This is a genomic window from Herbaspirillum robiniae (genome assembly GCF_002213415.1).
GTDB classification, from domain to species: domain Bacteria; phylum Pseudomonadota; class Gammaproteobacteria; order Burkholderiales; family Burkholderiaceae_D; genus Herbaspirillum; species Herbaspirillum robiniae.
The window spans coordinates 548185-566078 of sequence record NZ_NJGU01000004.1 but is presented as its reverse complement, the minus strand read 5'-3'; the positions used below and the strand labels follow the sequence as shown (position 1 = coordinate 566078).

17 protein-coding genes are annotated in these 17894 nt (G+C 65.7%); 9 read left to right on the top strand and 8 right to left on the bottom strand.

What is annotated here, in order from left to right:
• The first annotated feature begins 44 nt into the window (after positions 1–44).
• Positions 45–935 (top strand): PhzF family phenazine biosynthesis protein, encoded by an 891-nt coding sequence (locus CEJ42_RS09165; protein ID WP_088750701.1) that lies wholly within the window; start codon positions 45–47, stop codon positions 933–935.
• 19 nt (positions 936–954) lie between these two features.
• Here CEJ42_RS09165 and CEJ42_RS09160 read toward each other — a convergent pair whose 3' ends face one another.
• A complete protein-coding gene (locus CEJ42_RS09160) occupies positions 955–1878 on the bottom strand; it encodes a LysR family transcriptional regulator (RefSeq protein WP_079214799.1) in 924 nt (307 codons plus the stop codon).
• A gap of 144 nt (positions 1879–2022) precedes the next feature.
• On the opposite strand from CEJ42_RS09160, the gene CEJ42_RS09155 reads away from it, so the two are divergent.
• The 6 genes from CEJ42_RS09155 to CEJ42_RS24995 all read left to right on the top strand — a co-directional run bounded on the left by CEJ42_RS09155 (position 2023) and on the right by CEJ42_RS24995 (position 9477).
• Entirely contained in the window at positions 2023–2799 is a 777-nt protein-coding gene (locus CEJ42_RS09155) for an SDR family NAD(P)-dependent oxidoreductase (protein ID WP_079214798.1), read from the top strand.
• A gap of 581 nt (positions 2800–3380) precedes the next feature.
• A complete protein-coding gene (locus CEJ42_RS09150; protein WP_088750700.1) occupies positions 3381–4187 on the top strand; it encodes a substrate-binding periplasmic protein in 807 nt (268 codons plus the stop codon).
• Positions 4184–7294 (top strand): bifunctional diguanylate cyclase/phosphodiesterase, encoded by a 3111-nt coding sequence (locus CEJ42_RS09145; RefSeq protein WP_088750699.1) that lies wholly within the window; start codon positions 4184–4186, stop codon positions 7292–7294. The genes CEJ42_RS09150 and CEJ42_RS09145 overlap by 4 nt, the downstream gene beginning before the upstream one ends.
• A 21-nt stretch (positions 7295–7315) precedes the next feature.
• The gene (locus tag CEJ42_RS09140) at positions 7316–8023 is read left to right on the top strand and encodes a glutathione S-transferase N-terminal domain-containing protein (RefSeq protein WP_079214795.1); all 708 of its coding nucleotides are present in this window, start codon (positions 7316–7318) and stop codon (positions 8021–8023) included.
• 145 nt (positions 8024–8168) lie between these two features.
• Positions 8169–9257: a CE1 family esterase gene (locus CEJ42_RS09135; protein WP_243397827.1), complete on the top strand. Its 1089-nt coding sequence runs from the start codon at positions 8169–8171 to the stop codon at positions 9255–9257.
• Positions 9258–9321: 64 nt separating this feature from the next.
• Positions 9322–9477, top strand: a complete 156-nt coding sequence (locus CEJ42_RS24995) for a hypothetical protein (RefSeq protein ID WP_165774412.1) — start codon at positions 9322–9324, stop codon at positions 9475–9477.
• A gap of 77 nt (positions 9478–9554) precedes the next feature.
• On the opposite strand, the gene CEJ42_RS09130 is transcribed toward CEJ42_RS24995, so the two are convergent.
• Complete coding sequence (locus tag CEJ42_RS09130; protein ID WP_088750763.1) at positions 9555–9983, bottom strand: YXWGXW repeat-containing protein; 429 nt, start codon at positions 9981–9983, stop codon at positions 9555–9557.
• A gap of 162 nt (positions 9984–10145) precedes the next feature.
• Between CEJ42_RS09130 and CEJ42_RS09125 the strand changes: the two genes are divergently transcribed.
• A complete protein-coding gene (locus CEJ42_RS09125; protein ID WP_088750697.1) occupies positions 10146–10967 on the top strand; it encodes an AraC family transcriptional regulator in 822 nt (273 codons plus the stop codon).
• A gap of 94 nt (positions 10968–11061) precedes the next feature.
• Positions 11062–11442, top strand: coding sequence for a cupin domain-containing protein (locus tag CEJ42_RS09120; protein ID WP_088750696.1), 381 nt, complete (start codon positions 11062–11064; stop codon positions 11440–11442).
• Positions 11443–11500: 58 nt separating this feature from the next.
• Here CEJ42_RS09120 and alaC read toward each other — a convergent pair whose 3' ends face one another.
• The 6 genes from alaC to CEJ42_RS09095 form a co-directional block, all read right to left on the bottom strand.
• On the bottom strand, positions 11501–12802 hold the full coding sequence (gene alaC / locus CEJ42_RS09115) for an alanine transaminase (RefSeq protein WP_088750695.1): 1302 nt from the start codon (positions 12800–12802) through the stop codon (positions 11501–11503).
• Between the two features lie 143 nt (positions 12803–12945).
• Positions 12946–13095 carry a hypothetical protein gene (locus CEJ42_RS24990; protein WP_158522503.1) on the bottom strand — a complete coding sequence of 50 codons (150 nt, stop codon included), beginning with the start codon at positions 13093–13095 and terminating at the stop codon, positions 12946–12948.
• A 28-nt stretch (positions 13096–13123) separates the two neighbouring features.
• The gene (locus tag CEJ42_RS09110; RefSeq protein WP_088750694.1) at positions 13124–14395 is read right to left on the bottom strand and encodes a phenylacetate--CoA ligase family protein; all 1272 of its coding nucleotides are present in this window, start codon (positions 14393–14395) and stop codon (positions 13124–13126) included.
• 24 nt (positions 14396–14419) lie between these two features.
• Positions 14420–15256, bottom strand: a complete 837-nt coding sequence (locus tag CEJ42_RS09105) for an ABC transporter ATP-binding protein (protein ID WP_079219050.1) — start codon at positions 15254–15256, stop codon at positions 14420–14422.
• Positions 15257–15336: 80 nt separating this feature from the next.
• Complete coding sequence (locus CEJ42_RS09100) at positions 15337–16659, bottom strand: ABC transporter substrate-binding protein (protein WP_088750693.1); 1323 nt, start codon at positions 16657–16659, stop codon at positions 15337–15339.
• An 83-nt stretch (positions 16660–16742) separates the two neighbouring features.
• Entirely contained in the window at positions 16743–17819 is a 1077-nt protein-coding gene (locus CEJ42_RS09095; protein WP_088750692.1) for a branched-chain amino acid ABC transporter permease, read from the bottom strand.
• Between the last annotated feature and the right edge of the window lie 75 nt (positions 17820–17894).

Genomic DNA, 17894 nt, shown 5'->3' with positions numbered 1-17894 from the left:
ACATGGGCCGATAGAATCGGCCCATCTTCTTTCCCGGGACGACCATGCCGACCACCTACGCCTACCGCCTGCTCAACGTCTTCGCCGAATCGACCTTCGGCGGCAATCCCCTGTGCGTGTTCGAAGACGCGCGCGGCATCGACGACGCCACCATGCAGGCGCTGGCGCTGCAGTTCAATCTCTCCGAAACCACCTTCATCCTGCCCTCGGCGGTGGCCGATGCGCGCGTGCGCATCTTCACCACCGGCTATGAGATGCCCTTCGCCGGCCACCCCACGCTGGGCACCGCGCATGTGGTGCGCGAGCTGCTGCAGACCAGCGATGCGCTGAAGCTGGAGTTCAAGGCCGGCGTAGTGCCGGTCAGCGCGCAAGGCGACGTGTGGACCTTCACCGCGCCCAGCGCCGGCGCGCCCAGAACCGCGCCCTCGCCGCTGCCGCCGGCGCAGGTCGCCGCGCTGGTGGGCCTGTCGGCCGACGACCTGGCCGGCGAACCGCTATGGGTCGATACCGGCGCCGACCAGTTCCTGATCCCGCTGAAGTCGCCCGAGGCGGTGCGCCGCGCCCAGCCCGACAGCGGCTCGCTGGAGCGCTGGCCGGCCAGCAGCCTGGGGCGCAAGACGGCGTATGTGTTCGCTTTCGACGCAGATGAACCGGGCAATGTGCTGGCGCGCTACTTCTTCACCAAGCAAGGCGGCGGCGTGGCGGAAGATCCGGGTACCGGCTCGGCCTGCGCCAACCTGGGCGGCTGGCTGCTGGCCACCGGCCACCCACTGCCGGCGCGTTATGCGGTCGACCAGGGCGCGGCGGTGGATCGCCCCTCCCGCCTGCACCTGGCGGTGTCGCCGGACGGCGCGATCCAGGTCGGCGGCCGCGTCATCGAGATCGGCCGCGGCACGGTCACCATCGATGCCGTGGGACGCACGCTGCTGGCCTGAGCCTGCGCCGGCGAAGCACTCACACTTTCATGCCGCCTTCCTGCGTCAGCGGGAAGATCAGCGCGTGCAACCAGTCCATGAACTCCGCCAGCCGCGCCGGCACATGGCGCCGGCTGGCGTAGAGCATCGACACCGGCATCGGCGCCGGGCGGTATTGCGGCAACACCTCCACCAGCGAGTCCAGCACCAGCGAGCTTCGCTTGCGCAGACCCACCAGCGGCAGCTGGATCATCCCAAGGCCGGCCTGGCAGGCGGCGTAATAGGTCTCGGTGCTGTTGACGGTGACGCTGCCGCCCATCGGCACATAGTGCGTCTGCTTGCCGTCGAACCATTCCCAACCGGGGGAGCGCCCGCCCAGCATCTGGCGGTAATGCACCAGCTTGTGGCCGGCCAGGTCGTCCAGCGTGTGCGGCACGCCATGGCGCTCCAGATAGGCCGGACTGGCGCAATTGACCTGCACCAGGTGTCCGATCGGGCGCGCCACCAATGAAGAGTCGTCCAGCGTGCCGGTGCGCAGCACGCAGTCGAAGCCCTCGCTGACCAGGTCGACCCGGCGGTCGCTGGCCGACAGTTCCACCTCCAGCTGCGGGTGACGTTCGAGGAAGTCCGGCAGCTCCGGCAGCACCACTTCGCGCGCCATGGCGCTGGACATGTCCACCCGCAGCTTGCCCGTCAACGCCTTGCCGCCGAAGCGGAACATGGCGCGCAGCGACTCGAAGTCGTCCAGCAGCTCCTTGCTGCGCTGATAAAAAGCCTCGCCGTCGGCCGTCATCTGCACCCGCCGCGTGGTGCGCTGGAGCAGCCGCGTGCCCAGCATCTGCTCCAGCTGCTGCACCGCCAGTGAAACGGTCGCGTTGGGCAGGCCCAGCTGGCGCGCGGCGCCGCTGAAACTGGCCAGCTCGGCCACGCGCTGGAAGATCTGGAGGGTATCGAGCTGGTTCATCGCGGCTCCGATTATTAGTAAATAATGAAAAGTCTAATATCAAATCCGAAATTTATTAAGTAAATACTGCTCAATATACTGAGCTCCGTAGTCAAGACAACGCGGCCCGCCGGGCCACGCCCACCTCATCGACAGGAGCCAGACATGACCCAAGCCAACACCACCACTCCCCGCATCGCCCTGATCACCGGCGGCAGCCGCGGCCTCGGCAAGAACGCCGCGCTGCACCTGGCGCGCGAGGGCGTGGGCATCATCCTCACCTACGTGGGCAACCGCGCCGCCGCCGAACAGGCGAGCGCCGAGCTCGCCGCCACCGGCGTCAAGGCCGTGGCCCTGCAGCTGGACCTTGCCAAGAGCCGCAGCTTCCCCGATTTCGCCGACACCGTGCGCGAGACCCTGAAGAGCACCTGGAACACCGAGCGCTTCACCTACCTGGTCAACAACGGCGGCATGGGCATGCACGCCTCCATCGCCGAGACCAGCGAAGAAGTCTTCGATGAACTGTGCAACGTGCACCTGAAGGGCACTTTCTTCCTGACCCAGGCGCTGCTGCCGCTGATCGCCGACGGCGGACGCATCATCAACACCTCCAGCGGCCTGGCCCGCTTCTCGCTGCCGGGCTATGCGGCCTACGCGGCGATGAAGGGCGGCGTGGAAGTGATGACGCGCTACATGGCCAAGGAATTCGGTGCGCGCGGCATCGCGGTCAACACCGTGGCGCCGGGCGCGATCGAAACCGATTTCGGCGGCGGCCGCGTGCGCGACAACGCCGAACTCAACGCCTTCGTGGCCGGCCAGACCGCGCTGGGACGCGCCGGCGTGCCCGACGACATCGGCGCGGCGGTGGCCTCGCTGCTGCGTCCGGAGAACGGCTGGATCAACGCCCAGCGGGTTGAAGTGTCGGGCGGCATGTTCATCTGATGTAATGCGCCACTCCGCGCCTTCACAGAATTGCGTGAGCGCGCGGGCACGCCGGCCACAGGGCCGGTGTGCGCCCAACCTTCTCCCCTCATCCCTTCATCCGGCTTTCAGCCCGCGACGCCCGCTCGTCACTTGTCCTACAACGCGCCCGCTTTCGGGGCATCCCGTCGCGCCCTGCATCCTGTTTTTGCCCCGTTTTTTGCCCTGTTTTCGCGCTTGTCCCGGCACGCCTGTGCACCCTTGTTCACAACGATTGCAAAGGCCTTCGCATTGTGTTGCGGATTGGATTGTGCTCGGGTAACATCGCTCGGCGTTGATCTAGAAATTCTTCAATAAATCAGTAAGTTCCGTGTAACTTGTATGCCCAGACAATTGGTCATACCAATACGCGACGAAGCTGCGATCAATGCATGACAGACAGGCCGCGTAGTCGCGGCCGCTCAACAAGAGAGACACCGGGCGGTGGAGGAAACCAAGGGCGCGTCGCGCCCTCCCTTTTTTCGCTGCGGAGTCAGGACGGCGAAGTACGAAGAGGGACAAGAGGGGGCAGTATTTTCAGTCAAATTTTCCGCAATCGAGCAATGCGCTCCTGCCTGGGCGCCGCCTCCCTGCTGATTGCCCTGTGCGGATTGTCCCGTCCCAGCGCCGCGGCGCCGGCCACCGGCCCCGATTGCTCGCGCCCCTACACGCTGGCCATGCACGATCATGGCCTGCTGTATTCGGCCGCCACCGACACCGGCATCGACAAGGATTTCGCCGACGAACTGATCCGCCGCAGCGGCTGCAAGGTCAATGTCAGCCTGATGTCGCGCGCGCGCATCTGGCAACTGATCGAATCCGGCGCACTGGACTTCAGCCTGTCGGGCATCTCCAGCCGCGAACGCGAGCAGTTCGCCTCCTTCGCCTGGTACTTCAGCAACAAGTACTACCTGCTGGTGCGCAAGGACTCCGGCATCACCCGCCTGGAGGATTTCGCCCGCAACGAACATTTCCAGCTCGGCGTGATCCGCGGCTTTCGCTACAGCGACAACGCCAACAAGCTGGTCGACAAGCTCACCGCGTCGAACCGCGTGAGCCTGGCCGGCGGGCTTGAGCCGCTGTACGACGCGCTACTGCTCAACCGCATCCAGGGCATGATCATGGAGCCCTTCGACTATCCGGCGGTGCAGGAAAAGCGCATCCGCGACGTGACCGCCATCATCAGCTTCAACGATCCCTCGGTGCCGCACGGGCTGATCATGTCCAAGAAGGCGCTGTCGCCGGCCGAGCAGGAGAAGTGGCGCGCGCTGGTCAACGACATGCTGGCCGACGGCACCGTGCGCCGCATCTTTGAAAAATACTTCAACGCCGAGCTGGCAGCGGCCATGGTCGATCAGGTCAAACCGTGAACTGGATACGCCTGATTCTGCTGCCGCTCATGATCCTGGTGACGGGCCTGGGCGTGACCTGGGTGGCATGGGACCACGAGCGCCAGGCCTCGAGCAAGGAACTGCATTCGCAGTTCGCCTCGGCGCTGCGTGAAACCGTCAGCCGCATCGAGCAGCGCATGGCCTCCTACGAGCAGATGCTGCACGGCGTGCAGGGACTGGTCTCGGCCACCGGCGCGATCGACCGCTCCGACTTCCACGACTACGTCAGCGCGCTGAACCTGGACGCCAACTTCTCCGGCATCCAGGCCATCTGCCTGCAGGAATGGGTGCCCGCCGCCCGCCTGGACGAGCACCTGGCGCGCATGCGCAAGCTGGGCATCGACGCCTATGAGATCCGCCCGGCCGGCAACCGCAACGCCTATGCGCCGATGGTGCTGCTGGAGCCCTATGTGGGACGCAACCGCGTTCCCTTCGGCTTCGACCACTGGTCCGACCCGGTGCGCCGCGTGGCCATGGAAAAGGCGCGCGACTCCGGCATGGCCGCCATCTCCGGCAAGATCGAGCTGGACCTGGAAAACGGCGGCAAGACCGAGCCCTCGTTCCTGATGTACCTGCCGCTGTACGAGCGCGGCAAGCCGCAAGGCACCATCGCCGAGCGCCGCGCCAGCCTGGTGGGCTGGGTGCATGCGGTGTTTCGCATGAACGACGTGATCGCCAGCCTGTACGGCGAGAGCGCGCGCGGCATCGCCTTCGCGCTCTACGATGGCGTCGAACCCACGCCGGGCGCCCTGCTCTACCGCTCGCACGACGACGGCACGCAGGCGCTGGCCACGCCGATCTCGGCGACCGAATACCTGGTCGTCGCCAACCACAACTGGACGCTCTCCATGAGCACCCGGGACAGCTTCGCCTTGCAGTACGGCCGCAACGCCGAGCACCTGATCGCGGCCACCGGCATCGGCATGAGCATCACGCTGGCGCTGCTGGGCTGGCTGATGATGTCGTCCCGCGTGCGCGCCGTGCGCCTGGCGCAGAAGATGACCGCCGAGCTGCGCGCCAGCGAAGAACAGTTCCGCGCCATCGCCGATTGCACGGTCAACTGGGAAGTCTGGTGGGGCCTGGACGGGCGACCGCGCTGGGTCAACCATGCGGTGCGCGACTATACCGGCTACACCGTCGACGAATGCCTGGCGATGAAGGACTTCATCGGCACCATCGTGCATCCGGAAGACGAGCATCGCATCCGTGGCGAACTGGCGAAATTCATGGACGGTCGCAAGCGCGAGGACGTCGAATTCCGCTGCGTGCGCAAGGACGGCTCGGTCTTCTGGCTGGCGCTGTCATCGGCCGCGATCACCGATTCGCAGGGCAACTTCACGGGCTTTCGCACCAGCAGCCGCGACATCACCGAACGCAAGCAGATCGAAGCCGAGCTGCGCATTTCGGCCGTGGCCTTCGACTCGCGCGAGGGCATGCTGATCACCGACGCCAACAGCAAGATCCTGCGCGTGAACAAGGCCTTCACCGAGATCACCGGCTACAGCGCCGAAGAAATCGTCGGCAAGCATCCCAACCTGCTGCGCTCGGACCGCCACGGCCCGGCCTTCTTCCAGGAGATGCGCGAGAGCATCCGCCGCTTCGGCAAGTGGCAGGGCGAGATCTGGGACCGCCGCAAGAACGGCGAGGTCTACCCGGAATGGCTGACCATCTCCGCCGTCAAGAACAAGGATGGCGCCGTCACCCATTACGTCAGCACCCATCACGACATCAGCGACCGCAAGCTGGCCGAGGAGCGCATCCGCGAACTGGCCTTCTTCGATGCGCTGACGCGCCTGCCCAACCGCACCCTGCTGCTGGATCGCCTGAAGCAGGCCATCGCCCTGTCGACCCGCACCAAGACCTGCGCGGCGCTGCTGTTCATCGACCTCGACCATTTCAAGACCCTCAACGACACCGTCGGCCACGAGAAAGGCGACCTGCTGCTCAAGCAGGTGGCGCAGCGCCTGGTGACCAGCGTGCGCGAGAACGATACGGTGGCGCGCGTGGGCGGCGACGAGTTCGTGGTGGTGCTCGAAGGCCTCAACGAACATCCGCAGGAGGCCGCCAACCAGACCAAGGCCATCGGCGAAAAGATCCTCTCCGCGCTGGGCTGCACCTACCAGCTCGACGAGGTCGAATACCGCACCACCGCCAGCGTCGGCGCCACTGTCTTCCTCGGCCGCCAGTCCTCGGTGGACGAGCTGATGAAGCAGGCCGACCTGGCCATGTACAAGGCCAAGGAAACCGGCCGCAACGCGCTGCGCTTCTTCGACCCGGCGATGCAGACCGTGGTGCTGGAGCGCGCCGCGCTGGAAGCCGGGCTGCGCAAGGCGATCGAAGGCGACCAGCTGCTGCTGCACTACCAGGCGCAGGTGGTCGAGGGCGGCCGCGTGACCGGCGCCGAGGTGCTGGTGCGCTGGCAGCATCCGCAGCGCGGCATGGTGCCGCCGGGCGACTTCATTCCGCTGGCCGAAGAAACCGGCCTGATCCTCTCGCTGGGCAACTGGGTGCTGGAAACCGCCTGCCGCCAGCTGGCGGCCTGGGCCGCCGTGCCGCAGACCGCGCACCTGACCATCGCGGTCAACGTCAGCGCCCAGCAGTTCCGGGAGGCGGACTTCGTGCAGACGGTGCTGGAGGCGATCGAGCGCACCGGCGCCAACCCGCGGCGCCTGAAGCTGGAACTGACCGAGAGCCTGCTGGTGGACAACGTCGAAGACATCATCCAGAAGATGTTCGCCCTCAAGGCCTACGGGGTGGAGTTCTCGCTGGACGATTTCGGCATCGGTTACTCCTCCCTGTCCTACCTCAAGCGGCTGCCGCTGAATCAGCTTAAAATCGACCAGTCTTTCGTGCGCGACGTCTTGATCGATCCCAACGATGCATCGATCGCCAAGACCATCGTCAACCTGGCCCAGAGCCTGGGCCTGGGCGTCATCGCCGAAGGGGTGGAAACCGATGCCCAGCGCAGCTTCCTGGCCGATGCCGGATGCCATGCCTACCAGGGTTATTTCTTCTGCCGCCCGGTGACGGTCGACGCCTTCGAGAAGTTCGCGCAGGAATTCGATCCTCAATTCACCGCAGCATAAGACACGCTATAGGACACGCATATGAGCAACGCACTGTCGAGCCTGGCCATCAACACCAAGTGGCCGGCCCAGCATCCCGACCGTATCCAGCTGTACTCGCTCCCCACGCCCAACGGCGTGAAGGTGTCGATCATGCTGGAAGAGACCGGCCTGCCCTACGAGCCGCACCTGGTCAGCTTCGAGACCAACGACCAGTTCTCGCCTGAATTCCTCTCGCTGAACCCGAACAACAAGATCCCCGCGATCATCGACCCCGACGGTCCCGGCGGCAAACCGATGCCGCTGTTCGAATCGGGCGCGATCCTGCTGTATCTGGCCGAGAAGAGCGGCAAGTTCCTGCCGGCCGATCCGGCCGCGCGCTACCAGGTAATCCAGTGGGTGATGTTCCAGATGGGCGGCGTCGGGCCGATGTTCGGCCAGCTGGGCTTCTTCCACCGCTTCGCCGGCAAGGAATATGAAGACAAGCGCCCGCGCGACCGCTACGTCAACGAATCCAAGCGCCTGCTGGGCGTGATGGACAAACGCCTGGCCGAGAGCAAGTGGCTGGGCGGCGACGAGTATTCGATCGCCGACATCGCCACCTTCCCGTGGGTGCGCAACCTGGTCGGCTTCTACGAGGCCGGCGAGCTGGTCGGCTTCAAGGACTTCCCCAACGTGCAGCGCGCGCTGGACGCCTTCGTGGCGCGCCCGGCCGTGGTGCGCGGCCTGGCCATCCCGGCCCGCGGCTAAGCGCTGCGGCGCCGCCGTCGCTCCCTGCCTGCGGGCGCGCGACGGCGGCGGTCTTGCCGAGGGGTGTAAATCCCCTTTCCCCATCCGGACCAAAGCGTTAACATCGGGTCAACACCATGTGACCGTTCCGACCACACGCTTGCCCATGACGATCCGCTCACTGTCCCGCCTGTACCGAATTTCCCTGCTGGTCGCATTGTGCGCATTGTGCGCATTGTGCGGCGCCATGACGGCCGCGCCCGCGCAGGCCGTCGACCTGTCATTGAAGACCGTGCGCGTAGGCAACCTGGCGCGCGCCTACTTTTCGGAGCGCGGCGGCCAGGGCGACCCCAAGCCGCTGATCATCGCGCTGCACGCCAGCGGCTCCACCGGTTCGCTGCTGGCGCGCAGCACCGGACTGACCGAAATCGCCGAGGCGGCCGGCTACATGGTGGTCTACCCCAACGGCACCGGGCTGGCGATCGACGCCCGCACCTGGAACTCGGGCGGCTGCTGCGGCTATGCGCAGATGCACAAGGTGGATGACGTCGCCTTCCTGCGCGCGCTGATCGACAAGCTGGCCGCCGAGGGGCTGGCCGACCGCAAGCGCGTCTATATCCTCGGCCTCTCCAACGGCGGCATGATGGCCTACCGCATGGCGACTGAAGCGCCGGAGCTGTTCAAGGGCGTGGCGGTGGTCAGCGCGGTGATGGATATCGCGCCCGACACGGTCAAGACCGGCGTGCCGGTGCTGCACATCCACGGCAGCGACGACCCCTTCATCCCCTTCCTCGGCGGCATCGGCAGCAAGGAGCCGTCGCAGATACCGCGCCTGTCGGTGGCCAAAAGCATCGAGCCGTGGATCCGGGCCAACGGCGCCGATCCCAAGCCGGACGTGAGCGACATCCCCGACACTGCCGGCGACGGCACCACGGTGCGCCGATACACCTATCACAGCAAGACCGACCCGCTGGCCGTCGTGCTCTACGAGGTCAAGGGCGGCGGCCACAACTGGCCGGGCGCGGCCACGCCGATCGCCAACGGCGGCAAGTCCTCGCAGAACCTGGACACCTCGCGCACCATCATCGACTTCTTCAATCGCCATGGCGGCGGACGCCCTGACGAAGCCCCGGACGACAACCTGCCGCCGGGATCGGCGCCGTTGAAACCGGCTGCCGCGGCAACGGGCGCAACCGGCGCAGCCGCGCCCGGCCCGGCCGTTGCAGCGCCGACGCCGCCGGCGCCGGCACGCTGAATGACCACGGGCAACAAAATGGCACTATCATAGCGACCAGCGTTCAACCAACATCGCCATGACAATGAAAAGACTCATCACCAGCATCCTGATCGCCGTCGTGCTGTATTTCCTGCTGCCCTTCGTGACCAAGTTCATTCCGCAATACCGCCTGGCGGTCTGGTGCATCACCGCCGGCCTGGTGTCCTTCGCGGTGTCGGCGCTGATGGACAAGGTCTGATTGCCGCGCCGATAAAAAACGGCCGCAACGTCTTGCACGTTGCGGCCGTTTTTACTTGTGAGGCCTGGTTGCTGCGCTTACCAGCACTCGCCCTTTTTCGCATGTCCGGGCGGGCAATGATCCGGCCCGTGACCATGCCTGGGGCCATGGTCGTCATAGCGCGGCGGCGGTGGCGGCGGGGCCGGACGGGGCGGCGGACCGCCACGCCAACCGCCGCGATCCAGCTCCCAGCCGCGCGGGCCTTCGCGCCATGCCGGCTGCGCGTAGACATAGCCGCGGCGCTCGCGCACCCAGCGTCCGCCGCGCCAGACGTGCGCATGGCCGTTCCAGTCCCAGTAGCCGGGCACCCAGACGTAGCCGTGGCGCGGCGGCGGCAGGCGTTCCACGCGCGGCGGCGGAGGCGGCGTGCCGATGTTGATGTTGACGGAAACCTGGGCTTGCGCCGCAGGAAAAATCGCGCCCGATACGGCGGCGGCGAGAATGCTGGCGAGTATTATTTTTTTCATGATGTTCAATGATGCGGATGAGGTTACCGTTCAGACTGCGCAAGACCCGGCACAGTTCCTGAAGAGCCGCGCCGCGCATTGCCGCGAGACAATAGCACCGTTTCCCGTCGCCTGCCGGCTTGCACTACAATTCCCGCATCGCCTTTCCACCGCCCGTCCCCCATGGCCACCATCAGACATTCTTCACGCGACTGGGTCATGCGCGCGCCGCCGTCCTCGCGCATGGAGCGCATCGAAGCCTATTTCAGCGGCCGCGGCTACGATTTCCATCGCCACGACACCTACGCCATCGGCCGCACGCTGGCCGGCGTGCAGAGTTTCCACTATCGCGGCGCGCTGCGCCACAGCCTGCCGGGCGGCTCCATGGTCCTGCATCCCGACGAGCTGCACGACGGCCAGGCCGGCGACCGCGACGGCTTTCGCTACCGCATGATCTATGTGCAGCCGGCCCTGCTGCAGCAGGCGCTGGGCGGACGCGCGCTGCCGTATATCGACACCGGGCTGTCGCAGGACCCGCGCCTGTTTCGCACCATCGACGCCTTGCTGCGCGGCATGGACCGCCATCTGGACAACCTGGAGGAAGACGACGCCCTGTACGACCTGGCGCAGGCCATGAGCGCGGTGGCCGGCACGCGGCGCGGGCGCAGGTCGTTCGACTTTGCCGGCGCCGAACGGGCGCGCGAGCTGATCCTCGCCTCGCTGGAGCGCACCGTCACGCTGGACGAACTGGCCGCCGCCAGCGGCAACGACCGCTGGAGCCTGTCGCGCGACTTCCGCGCGCTGTATGGCACCAGCCCCTACCGCTACCTGACGATGCGCCGGCTGGAGCTGGTGCGCAAGCTGGCCGCCGGCGGCGCCGAGCTGGCCTCGGCGGCTGCGACAGCGGGCTTTTCCGACCAGAGCCACATGACGCGGCATTTCGTGCGCGCCTACGGCCTGCCGCCGGGCGCCTGGCTGCGCATGCTGAGGGCGCGCACCCGCTAGCAGCTGCCCGACGCTATTCGACGCTGCACAATCGTTCAAGACGTGCCCGCGGCCGCCGCCTAGACTGGGCGCTTTCCATCAACGGGAGCGTCCCATGCCTGCAGCATCCACCAGCTACCACCCGGTCAACCTCGCCCAGAAGTTCTCGCTGTTCAGCGAACAGTGGTCGCAGAAGATCATCGCCGAGATGAACGACTACCAGTTCAAGCTGGCGCGCCTGCAGGGCGAATTCATCTGGCACACGCATGCCGACACAGACGAGACCTTCATCGTTATCGAGGGTGAGTTGCGCATCGAATTTCGCGACGGCGCCGTGACGCTGAAGGCCGGCGAGATGTACGTCGTGCCAAAGGGCCGCGAACACAAGCCGGTGGCCGAACAGGAAGTCAAGCTGCTGCTGGTCGAGCCCGGCGGCACGCCCAACACCGGCGACCAGGGCGGCGAGCGCACCACGCCGGGCGACGTCTGGATCTGAAGCGCTCATGAAAAACGGCGCCACATCGGGCGCCGCTTTTCTTTCCGCGTACGCTGCCTCAACCGCCCTTGGCCGCCTTGAACATGGCCTTGATCCCGCGCACCGCCTGGCGGATGCGCGACTCGTTTTCGATCAGCGCGAAACGCACGTACTCGTCGCCGTATTCGCCGAAGCCGATGCCGGGCGAAACGCAGACTTTGGCCTGCTCCATCAGGATCTTGGAAAACTCCAGCGACCCGAGCGCGCGATAAGGCTCGGGGATGCGCGCCCAGATATACATCGACGCCTTGGGCACATCGACCATCCAGCCCGCCTCGTGCAAGCCCTTGACCAGCACGTTGCGGCGCTTCTCGTAGTTGAGCCGGATCTCTTCCACGCACGACTGGTCGCCCTCGAGCGCCGCGATCGCCGCCACCTGCACCGGCGTGAAGCTGCCGTAGTCGTGGTAGCTCTTGATGCGCGCCAGCGCCGCCACCAGCTTGCTGTTGCCGACCATGAAGCCGATCCGCCAGCCGGCCATGTTGTAGCTCTTGGAGAGCGTGAAGAATTCCACCGCGACATCGCGCGCGCCCGGCACCTGCATGATGGACGGCGCCTTCCAGCCGTCGAAGGTGATGTCGGCGTAGGCCAGGTCATGCACCACCAGGATGTTGTGCTCGCGCGCCAGCTTCACCACGCGTTCGAAGAACTCCAGCTCCACGCATTGCGCGGTCGGGTTCGAGGGAAAGCCCAGGATCATCATCTTGGGCTTGGGATAGCTCTCGCGCACCGCGCGCTCCAGCTCGTCGAAGAAATCCACGCCCGGGCTCATGCGCACCGAGCGGATGTTGGCGCCGGCGATCACCGCGCCGTAGATATGGATGGGATAGCTGGGATTGGGCACCAGCACAGTGTCGCCCTTGTCCAGCGTGGCCAGCATCAGGTGCGCCAGGCCTTCCTTGGAGCCGATGGTGACGATGGCTTCGCTGTCGGGATCGAAATCCACCTCATAACGCGACTTGTACCAGTGCGTGATGGCGCGGCGCAGGCGCGGAATGCCCTTGGAAGACGAATAGCCGTGCGTGTCAGGGCGCTGCGCCACTTCCACCAGCTTGGCGACGATGTGCGGCGGCGTCGGCCCGTCGGGGTTGCCCATGGACATGTCGATGATGTCCTCGCCGCGGCGGCGCGCGGCCATCTTCAGTTCGGCGGTGATGTTGAAGACGTAGGGCGGCAGGCGCTCGATGCGCGGGAAGCTGACCGGGATGGCGTTGCCGCCGGCGGCAGAAGCCGGAGAAGAAACAGGGGAAACTGGGGAAGAAACGGATGAAGAAGCTTGCGGCGTGCGCGAAGGATCGCGCGAATCTGCGGATTGCGTCATGGTGGCTTTCACGTAAGCGCCCGGAACCGTCCGAGCGACGTTGGAACACATGTTCCGCCAAGGATTCTATGCGCGATTTCGCGGCGGCACAATACGACGCGACAAAATGTGCGCGGCGCCCGGCGAGGCAATGAAGCGCAGCCTCAATACATCATGCAAGGCAAGGGCAACAGCACGGCGCCGTCATCGGCGCCGTGCGCTTGCCGTCCCTCCTCCCCACCGATATCCGTTGCGTGCGCGCGGACATGCGCCAGCGCCATCAGGATCGCGACCAACACCAGTTGCAGCTTCATGCGATGCTCCCCGGCCGAAGGCCTGACGTCATTCGTATTTGCGCGCGTCCTCGATCACCTTGCCGTCGTTGGGCAGGCTGCCCGGCGCCACCAGCAGCACCTCGCCGCGCAGCTTGGTGACGTCGCGCAGGCTGCCGGCAATCGCGGCGGCGTCGAAGCCGGGGTTTTGCGGATCGCCGACTTCGCAATGCAAGGTCATGATGTCGTTGGCCATCTCGCCGCTGACCACCAGGCGGGCGCGAATGACGTCGCCGTGCCGGCGCAGCACGTCGGCTACCTGCGACGGATGCACGAACATGCCGCGTACCTTGGTGGTCTGGTCGGCCCGGCCCATCCAGCCCTTGATGCGGGTGTTGGTGCGTCCGCAGGCGGAGCTGCCGGCCACCACCGCCGACAGGTCGCCGGTGCCGAAGCGGATCAGCGGATAGTCCGGATTGAAGGAGGTCACCACCACTTCGCCGACCTCGCCTTCGGCCACCGGGTCGCCGGTGCCGGGCCGCACGATTTCCAGGATCAGGTCTTCGTCCAGCACCATGCCCGGATTGACCGCGCCCTCGTGCATGGTCTCGTAGGCGATGTTGCCGATGTCGGCCGAGGCGTACAGCTGCAGCACCTGCGGCACGCCGTGCTCATGGAACCAGGCGCGCAGCGACGGCGGCAGCGCCTCGGCGCTGACCAGCGCGCGCTGCACGCTGGAGATGTCGGCGTTCATCTCGCGCGCCTTCTCGATGATGATCTTCAGGAAGGACGGCGTGCCGACATAGGCGTCCGGCTTCAAGGCCGCCATCGCGTTGACCTGCAGCTCGGTCTGGCCGATCCCGGCCGGGATCACCGCGCAGCCCAGGCGCGCGGCGCCGCCCTCGACCATGAAGGCGGCCGGGGTGAAGTGATAGGCAAAACAATTCTGCAGGATGTGTCCGCCATGCAGGCCGAGCGCCTTCATCGGGCTGGCGAAGCGCCACCAGTCGGCGCCGTGCCCCTCGGGATCGAAGATGGGCCCGGGCGAGACGAACAGCCGCCGCAGCTGGCGCGCCGGCGTCGTGTTGAGGCCGCCGAAGGGCGACTCGCGGGTCTGCAGCTCCTTGAGGTCGGACTTGCGCGTCACCGGCAGCTGCGCCAGGTCGGCGCGCGAGCGGATCGCCTGCGCATCGACGCCGCGCAGGATGCGCGCCCAGCCCGGCGCGGACTGCGCGCGCGCAACCAGTTGCGGCAGGCGCTGCATCAGTTGCTCTTCGCGCTGCTGGGGATCGCGCTTTTCCAGCACGTCCAGCAGCGCCAGTACCTGGTTCGGGTCAGCCATATTTCCCATATCGCCCCCCTTTCCTTACGCCAGCCAGCGCTTGCGGCGACGATAGAACTTCATGTCGCGGAAGTTCTTGCGCCCGGCCGCCGAGACGCCGAGGTAGAACTCCTTGACGTCCTCGTTATCCGACAAGTCCCGCGCCGCGCCCTCCATCACCACCCGGCCATTCTCCAGGATGTAGCCGAAGTCGGCGTAGCGCAGCGCCACCATGGTGTTCTGCTCGGCCAGCAGGAAGGAGACCTTCTCCTTGGTGTTCAGGTCCTTCACGATCTCGAAGATCTCTTCGACGATCTGCGGCGCCAGGCCCATCGAAGGCTCGTCCAGCAGGATCATCGACGGCTTGGCCATCATGGCGCGGCCGATCGCCGTCATCTGCTGTTCGCCGCCCGAGGTATAGCCCGACTGCGACTTGCGCCTGACCTTCAGCCGCGGGAAATAGTCGTAGATCTTTTCCAGCTCCTGCTTCACCTCGCCGTTGCTGATGCCGCGCGTGTAGGCGCCGGTCAGCAGGTTTTCTTCCACCGTCAGGTGGCCGAAGCAATGGCGCCCTTCCATCACCTGGATCACGCCGCGCCGCACCAGGTCATTGGGCGTCATGCGGTCGACCCGCTCGCCGCGAAATTCGATGCTGCCCTTGGTGACGTCGCCGCGCTCGGCGCGCAGCAGGTTGGAGATGGCCTTGAGCGTGGTGCTCTTGCCGGCCCCGTTGGCGCCCAGGAGCGCCACGATCTTGCCTTCCGGCACATCCAGCGACACGCCCTTCAGGACCAGGATCACGTGGTCGTAGATGACTTCGATGTTGTTGATCGACAGTACCGTGCCCGCCGCATCCAAGGCAGCGCTGGTGGCAGTGTTCATCGCGTTGTTCATTTCTGGTTCGCAATCCAAAAAAGCGCCGGCAGCCGTTGGGAGACGTGCAAGACCGCCGGCGCAAGCGCCTACTTCATGCAGGCAGGAGTAATGCCTTTTTCTTTTGCGTATTTGGCGGCGGAGGCCTTGAACAGCGGGTGGATCAGGTTCTTGTTGCCTTCGATCCAGTCGGACACCAGCACCCACTTGCTGCCGTCCCACTGCTGGATCTTCACCTTGCCCGAGCCCTCATGGTTGTCGCACGAGGTCTTGATCTCCGGCAGCAGGCCGGTCGCGCCCAGTTGCTGCAGGCGGGCATTGGTGATGTTCAGGTTCTCCAGGCCCCAGCGCACCTGCTCGCCGCTCATGACCTTACCTTTGCCGAACTTGTCCTGCGCGGTGCGCACGCCCTCGACGGTGGCGATCGCCGCCGACACGCCGCGGTTGTAGAGCACCGAGCCGAGCTTGTTCTTGTCCTGCATGTTGCCCTTGCCCGCACCGTAGACCACCTTGTCGATGTCGGCGATCACCGGCACGTCGCGGCCGGCCACGTTCCAGGTGGCCGACAGGTAGCCCTTGGCGGCCTCACCCGCGGGGAGGGTGTCTTCCTCGGAGCCGGCCCACCAGGAACCGACGATCTTGTCGCGCGGATAGCCGACCTTCTGCGCCGCCTTCAGCGCGGTCTGGTTCATCACGCCCCAGCCCCAGAAGATCACGTAATCCGGGTTCTCCTGGCGGATGCGCAGCCATTGCGCGCCCTGCTCGTTGCCGGGGTGCGCCACCGGAATCTCGACCAGCTTGAACTTGCCGATCGAGGATTCCGCCTGCAGCGCGACGATGGGCTCCTTGCCGTAGGCCGAGTCGTGGTACAGGAACACGATCTTCTTGCCGGCCAGCGAGCCGCCGTTCTTGCCGGCCAGGTACTTCACGATGGCCGAGACCTGCATCTGGTAGGTGGTCACCAGCGGGAAGGCGTACGGGAACACCGAACCGTCTACCGCGTCGGTGCGGCCGTAGCCGATCATCAGCAGCGGCACCTTGTCCTCGGCGGTCTTGTCGATCAGCGCATAGGAGATGCCGGTGGCCATGGGATTGTAGGCAGTGCCCCGGGTGACGGGGTTCTTGTTCTTCATGCGCTCGTAGCACTCCACGCCCTTGGCGTTGTTGTACTCGGTCTCGCACTCTTCCCAGGACAGCTTGACGCCGTTGACGCCACCGTCCTTGAGGTTGACGTAGTTCAGGTAGTCGACATAGCCACCATAGTAGGACTGGCCGTTGGTGCCGTAGGGGCCGACCCGGTAGCTGGGGATGGCGATGAACTGCTCGTTGCTCTGCGCGGCGGCCGGCATGGCCGTCGACAGCAGGCTTGCGGCGCAGGCTGCCGCAAACAGTATTTTCTTCATGCTCTTCATGGTGTCGTCTCCTCTTTGTGTTGTCGTTGCCGACTTATCGCCGGCGAACCGGCCCTTCCAACTCATGAAATCCTTTGCCCGGCTCAGTGCGGGAACGGCCACAGCCGCAGCTTCTCCTTGGCGATCTGCCACAGCCGCGCCAGGCCGTGCGGCTCGGCGATCAGGAAGAAGATGATCAGCGCGCCGAACACCATCATCTGGATGTGCGAGACGGTGGCGTTGGTGAACGGCAGGTGCAAGAGCGATGCCAGCGGCGGCAGCACGTTGTCCAGGAAGATCGGCAGCAACAGGATGAAGGCTGAGCCCAGGAAAGAACCGAGGATGCTGCCCACGCCGCCGATGATGATCATGAACAGGATGCGGAAGGACAGGTCCAGCGAGAAGCCGTCCGGCTCCACCGAACCCAGGTAGCAGAACGCGTACAGCGCACCGGCCACGCCGCAGAAGAAGGAGCTGACGGCGAACGCGGTCAGCTTGGTGCGCATCAGGGGAATGCCGATCACCTCGGCCGCCACGTCCATGTCGCGCACCGCCATCCAGGCGCGGCCGGTGGAGGAGCGCACCAGGTTCTTGGCCAGCAGCGCCATGACGCAGACGATGCCCAGCACGAACAGGTATTTCTTCACCGGAGTGTCGATGGCGAGGCCGAACAGGTCGATCTTGGGCGTGCTGATCACGCCTGACGAGCTGTTGTTGGAGAACCAGGGAAACTTGGTCAGCGCCCACACCACGAAGAACTGCGCCGCCAGCGTCGCCACGGCCAGGTAGAAGCCCTTGATGCGCAGCGACGGCAGGCCGAACAGCACACCGACCACGGCCGCGCAGCCGCCGGCCAGCACGAAGGAGAGCAGGATGGGAATGCCCTCGATGCGCAGCTGAAAGTTGTAGGCCGCATAGGCGCCGACGGCCATGAAGGCCGCCGAGCCCAGCGACAGCTGGCCGGCGTAGCCGGTCAGCACGTTGAGCCCCAGCGCCGCCAGCGCGAAGACCAGGAACGGGATCAGGATCGCCGAGAACCAGTACTCGCTGCCCATGAAGGGCACGGCGATGAAGGCGAAGGCCATGAACAGCGCGAACACGATGCGATCCTGGCGGATCGGAAAGATCTGGCTGTCGGCGATGTAGCTTGTCTTGAATTGTCCTGCTTCACGGTACAGCATGTCTTCCTCCTGAATCCTGTGCTCTATGTCCCACCCGATTCCGTTCGGGCTGAGTAGCCGTCCTGGACGGCGTAT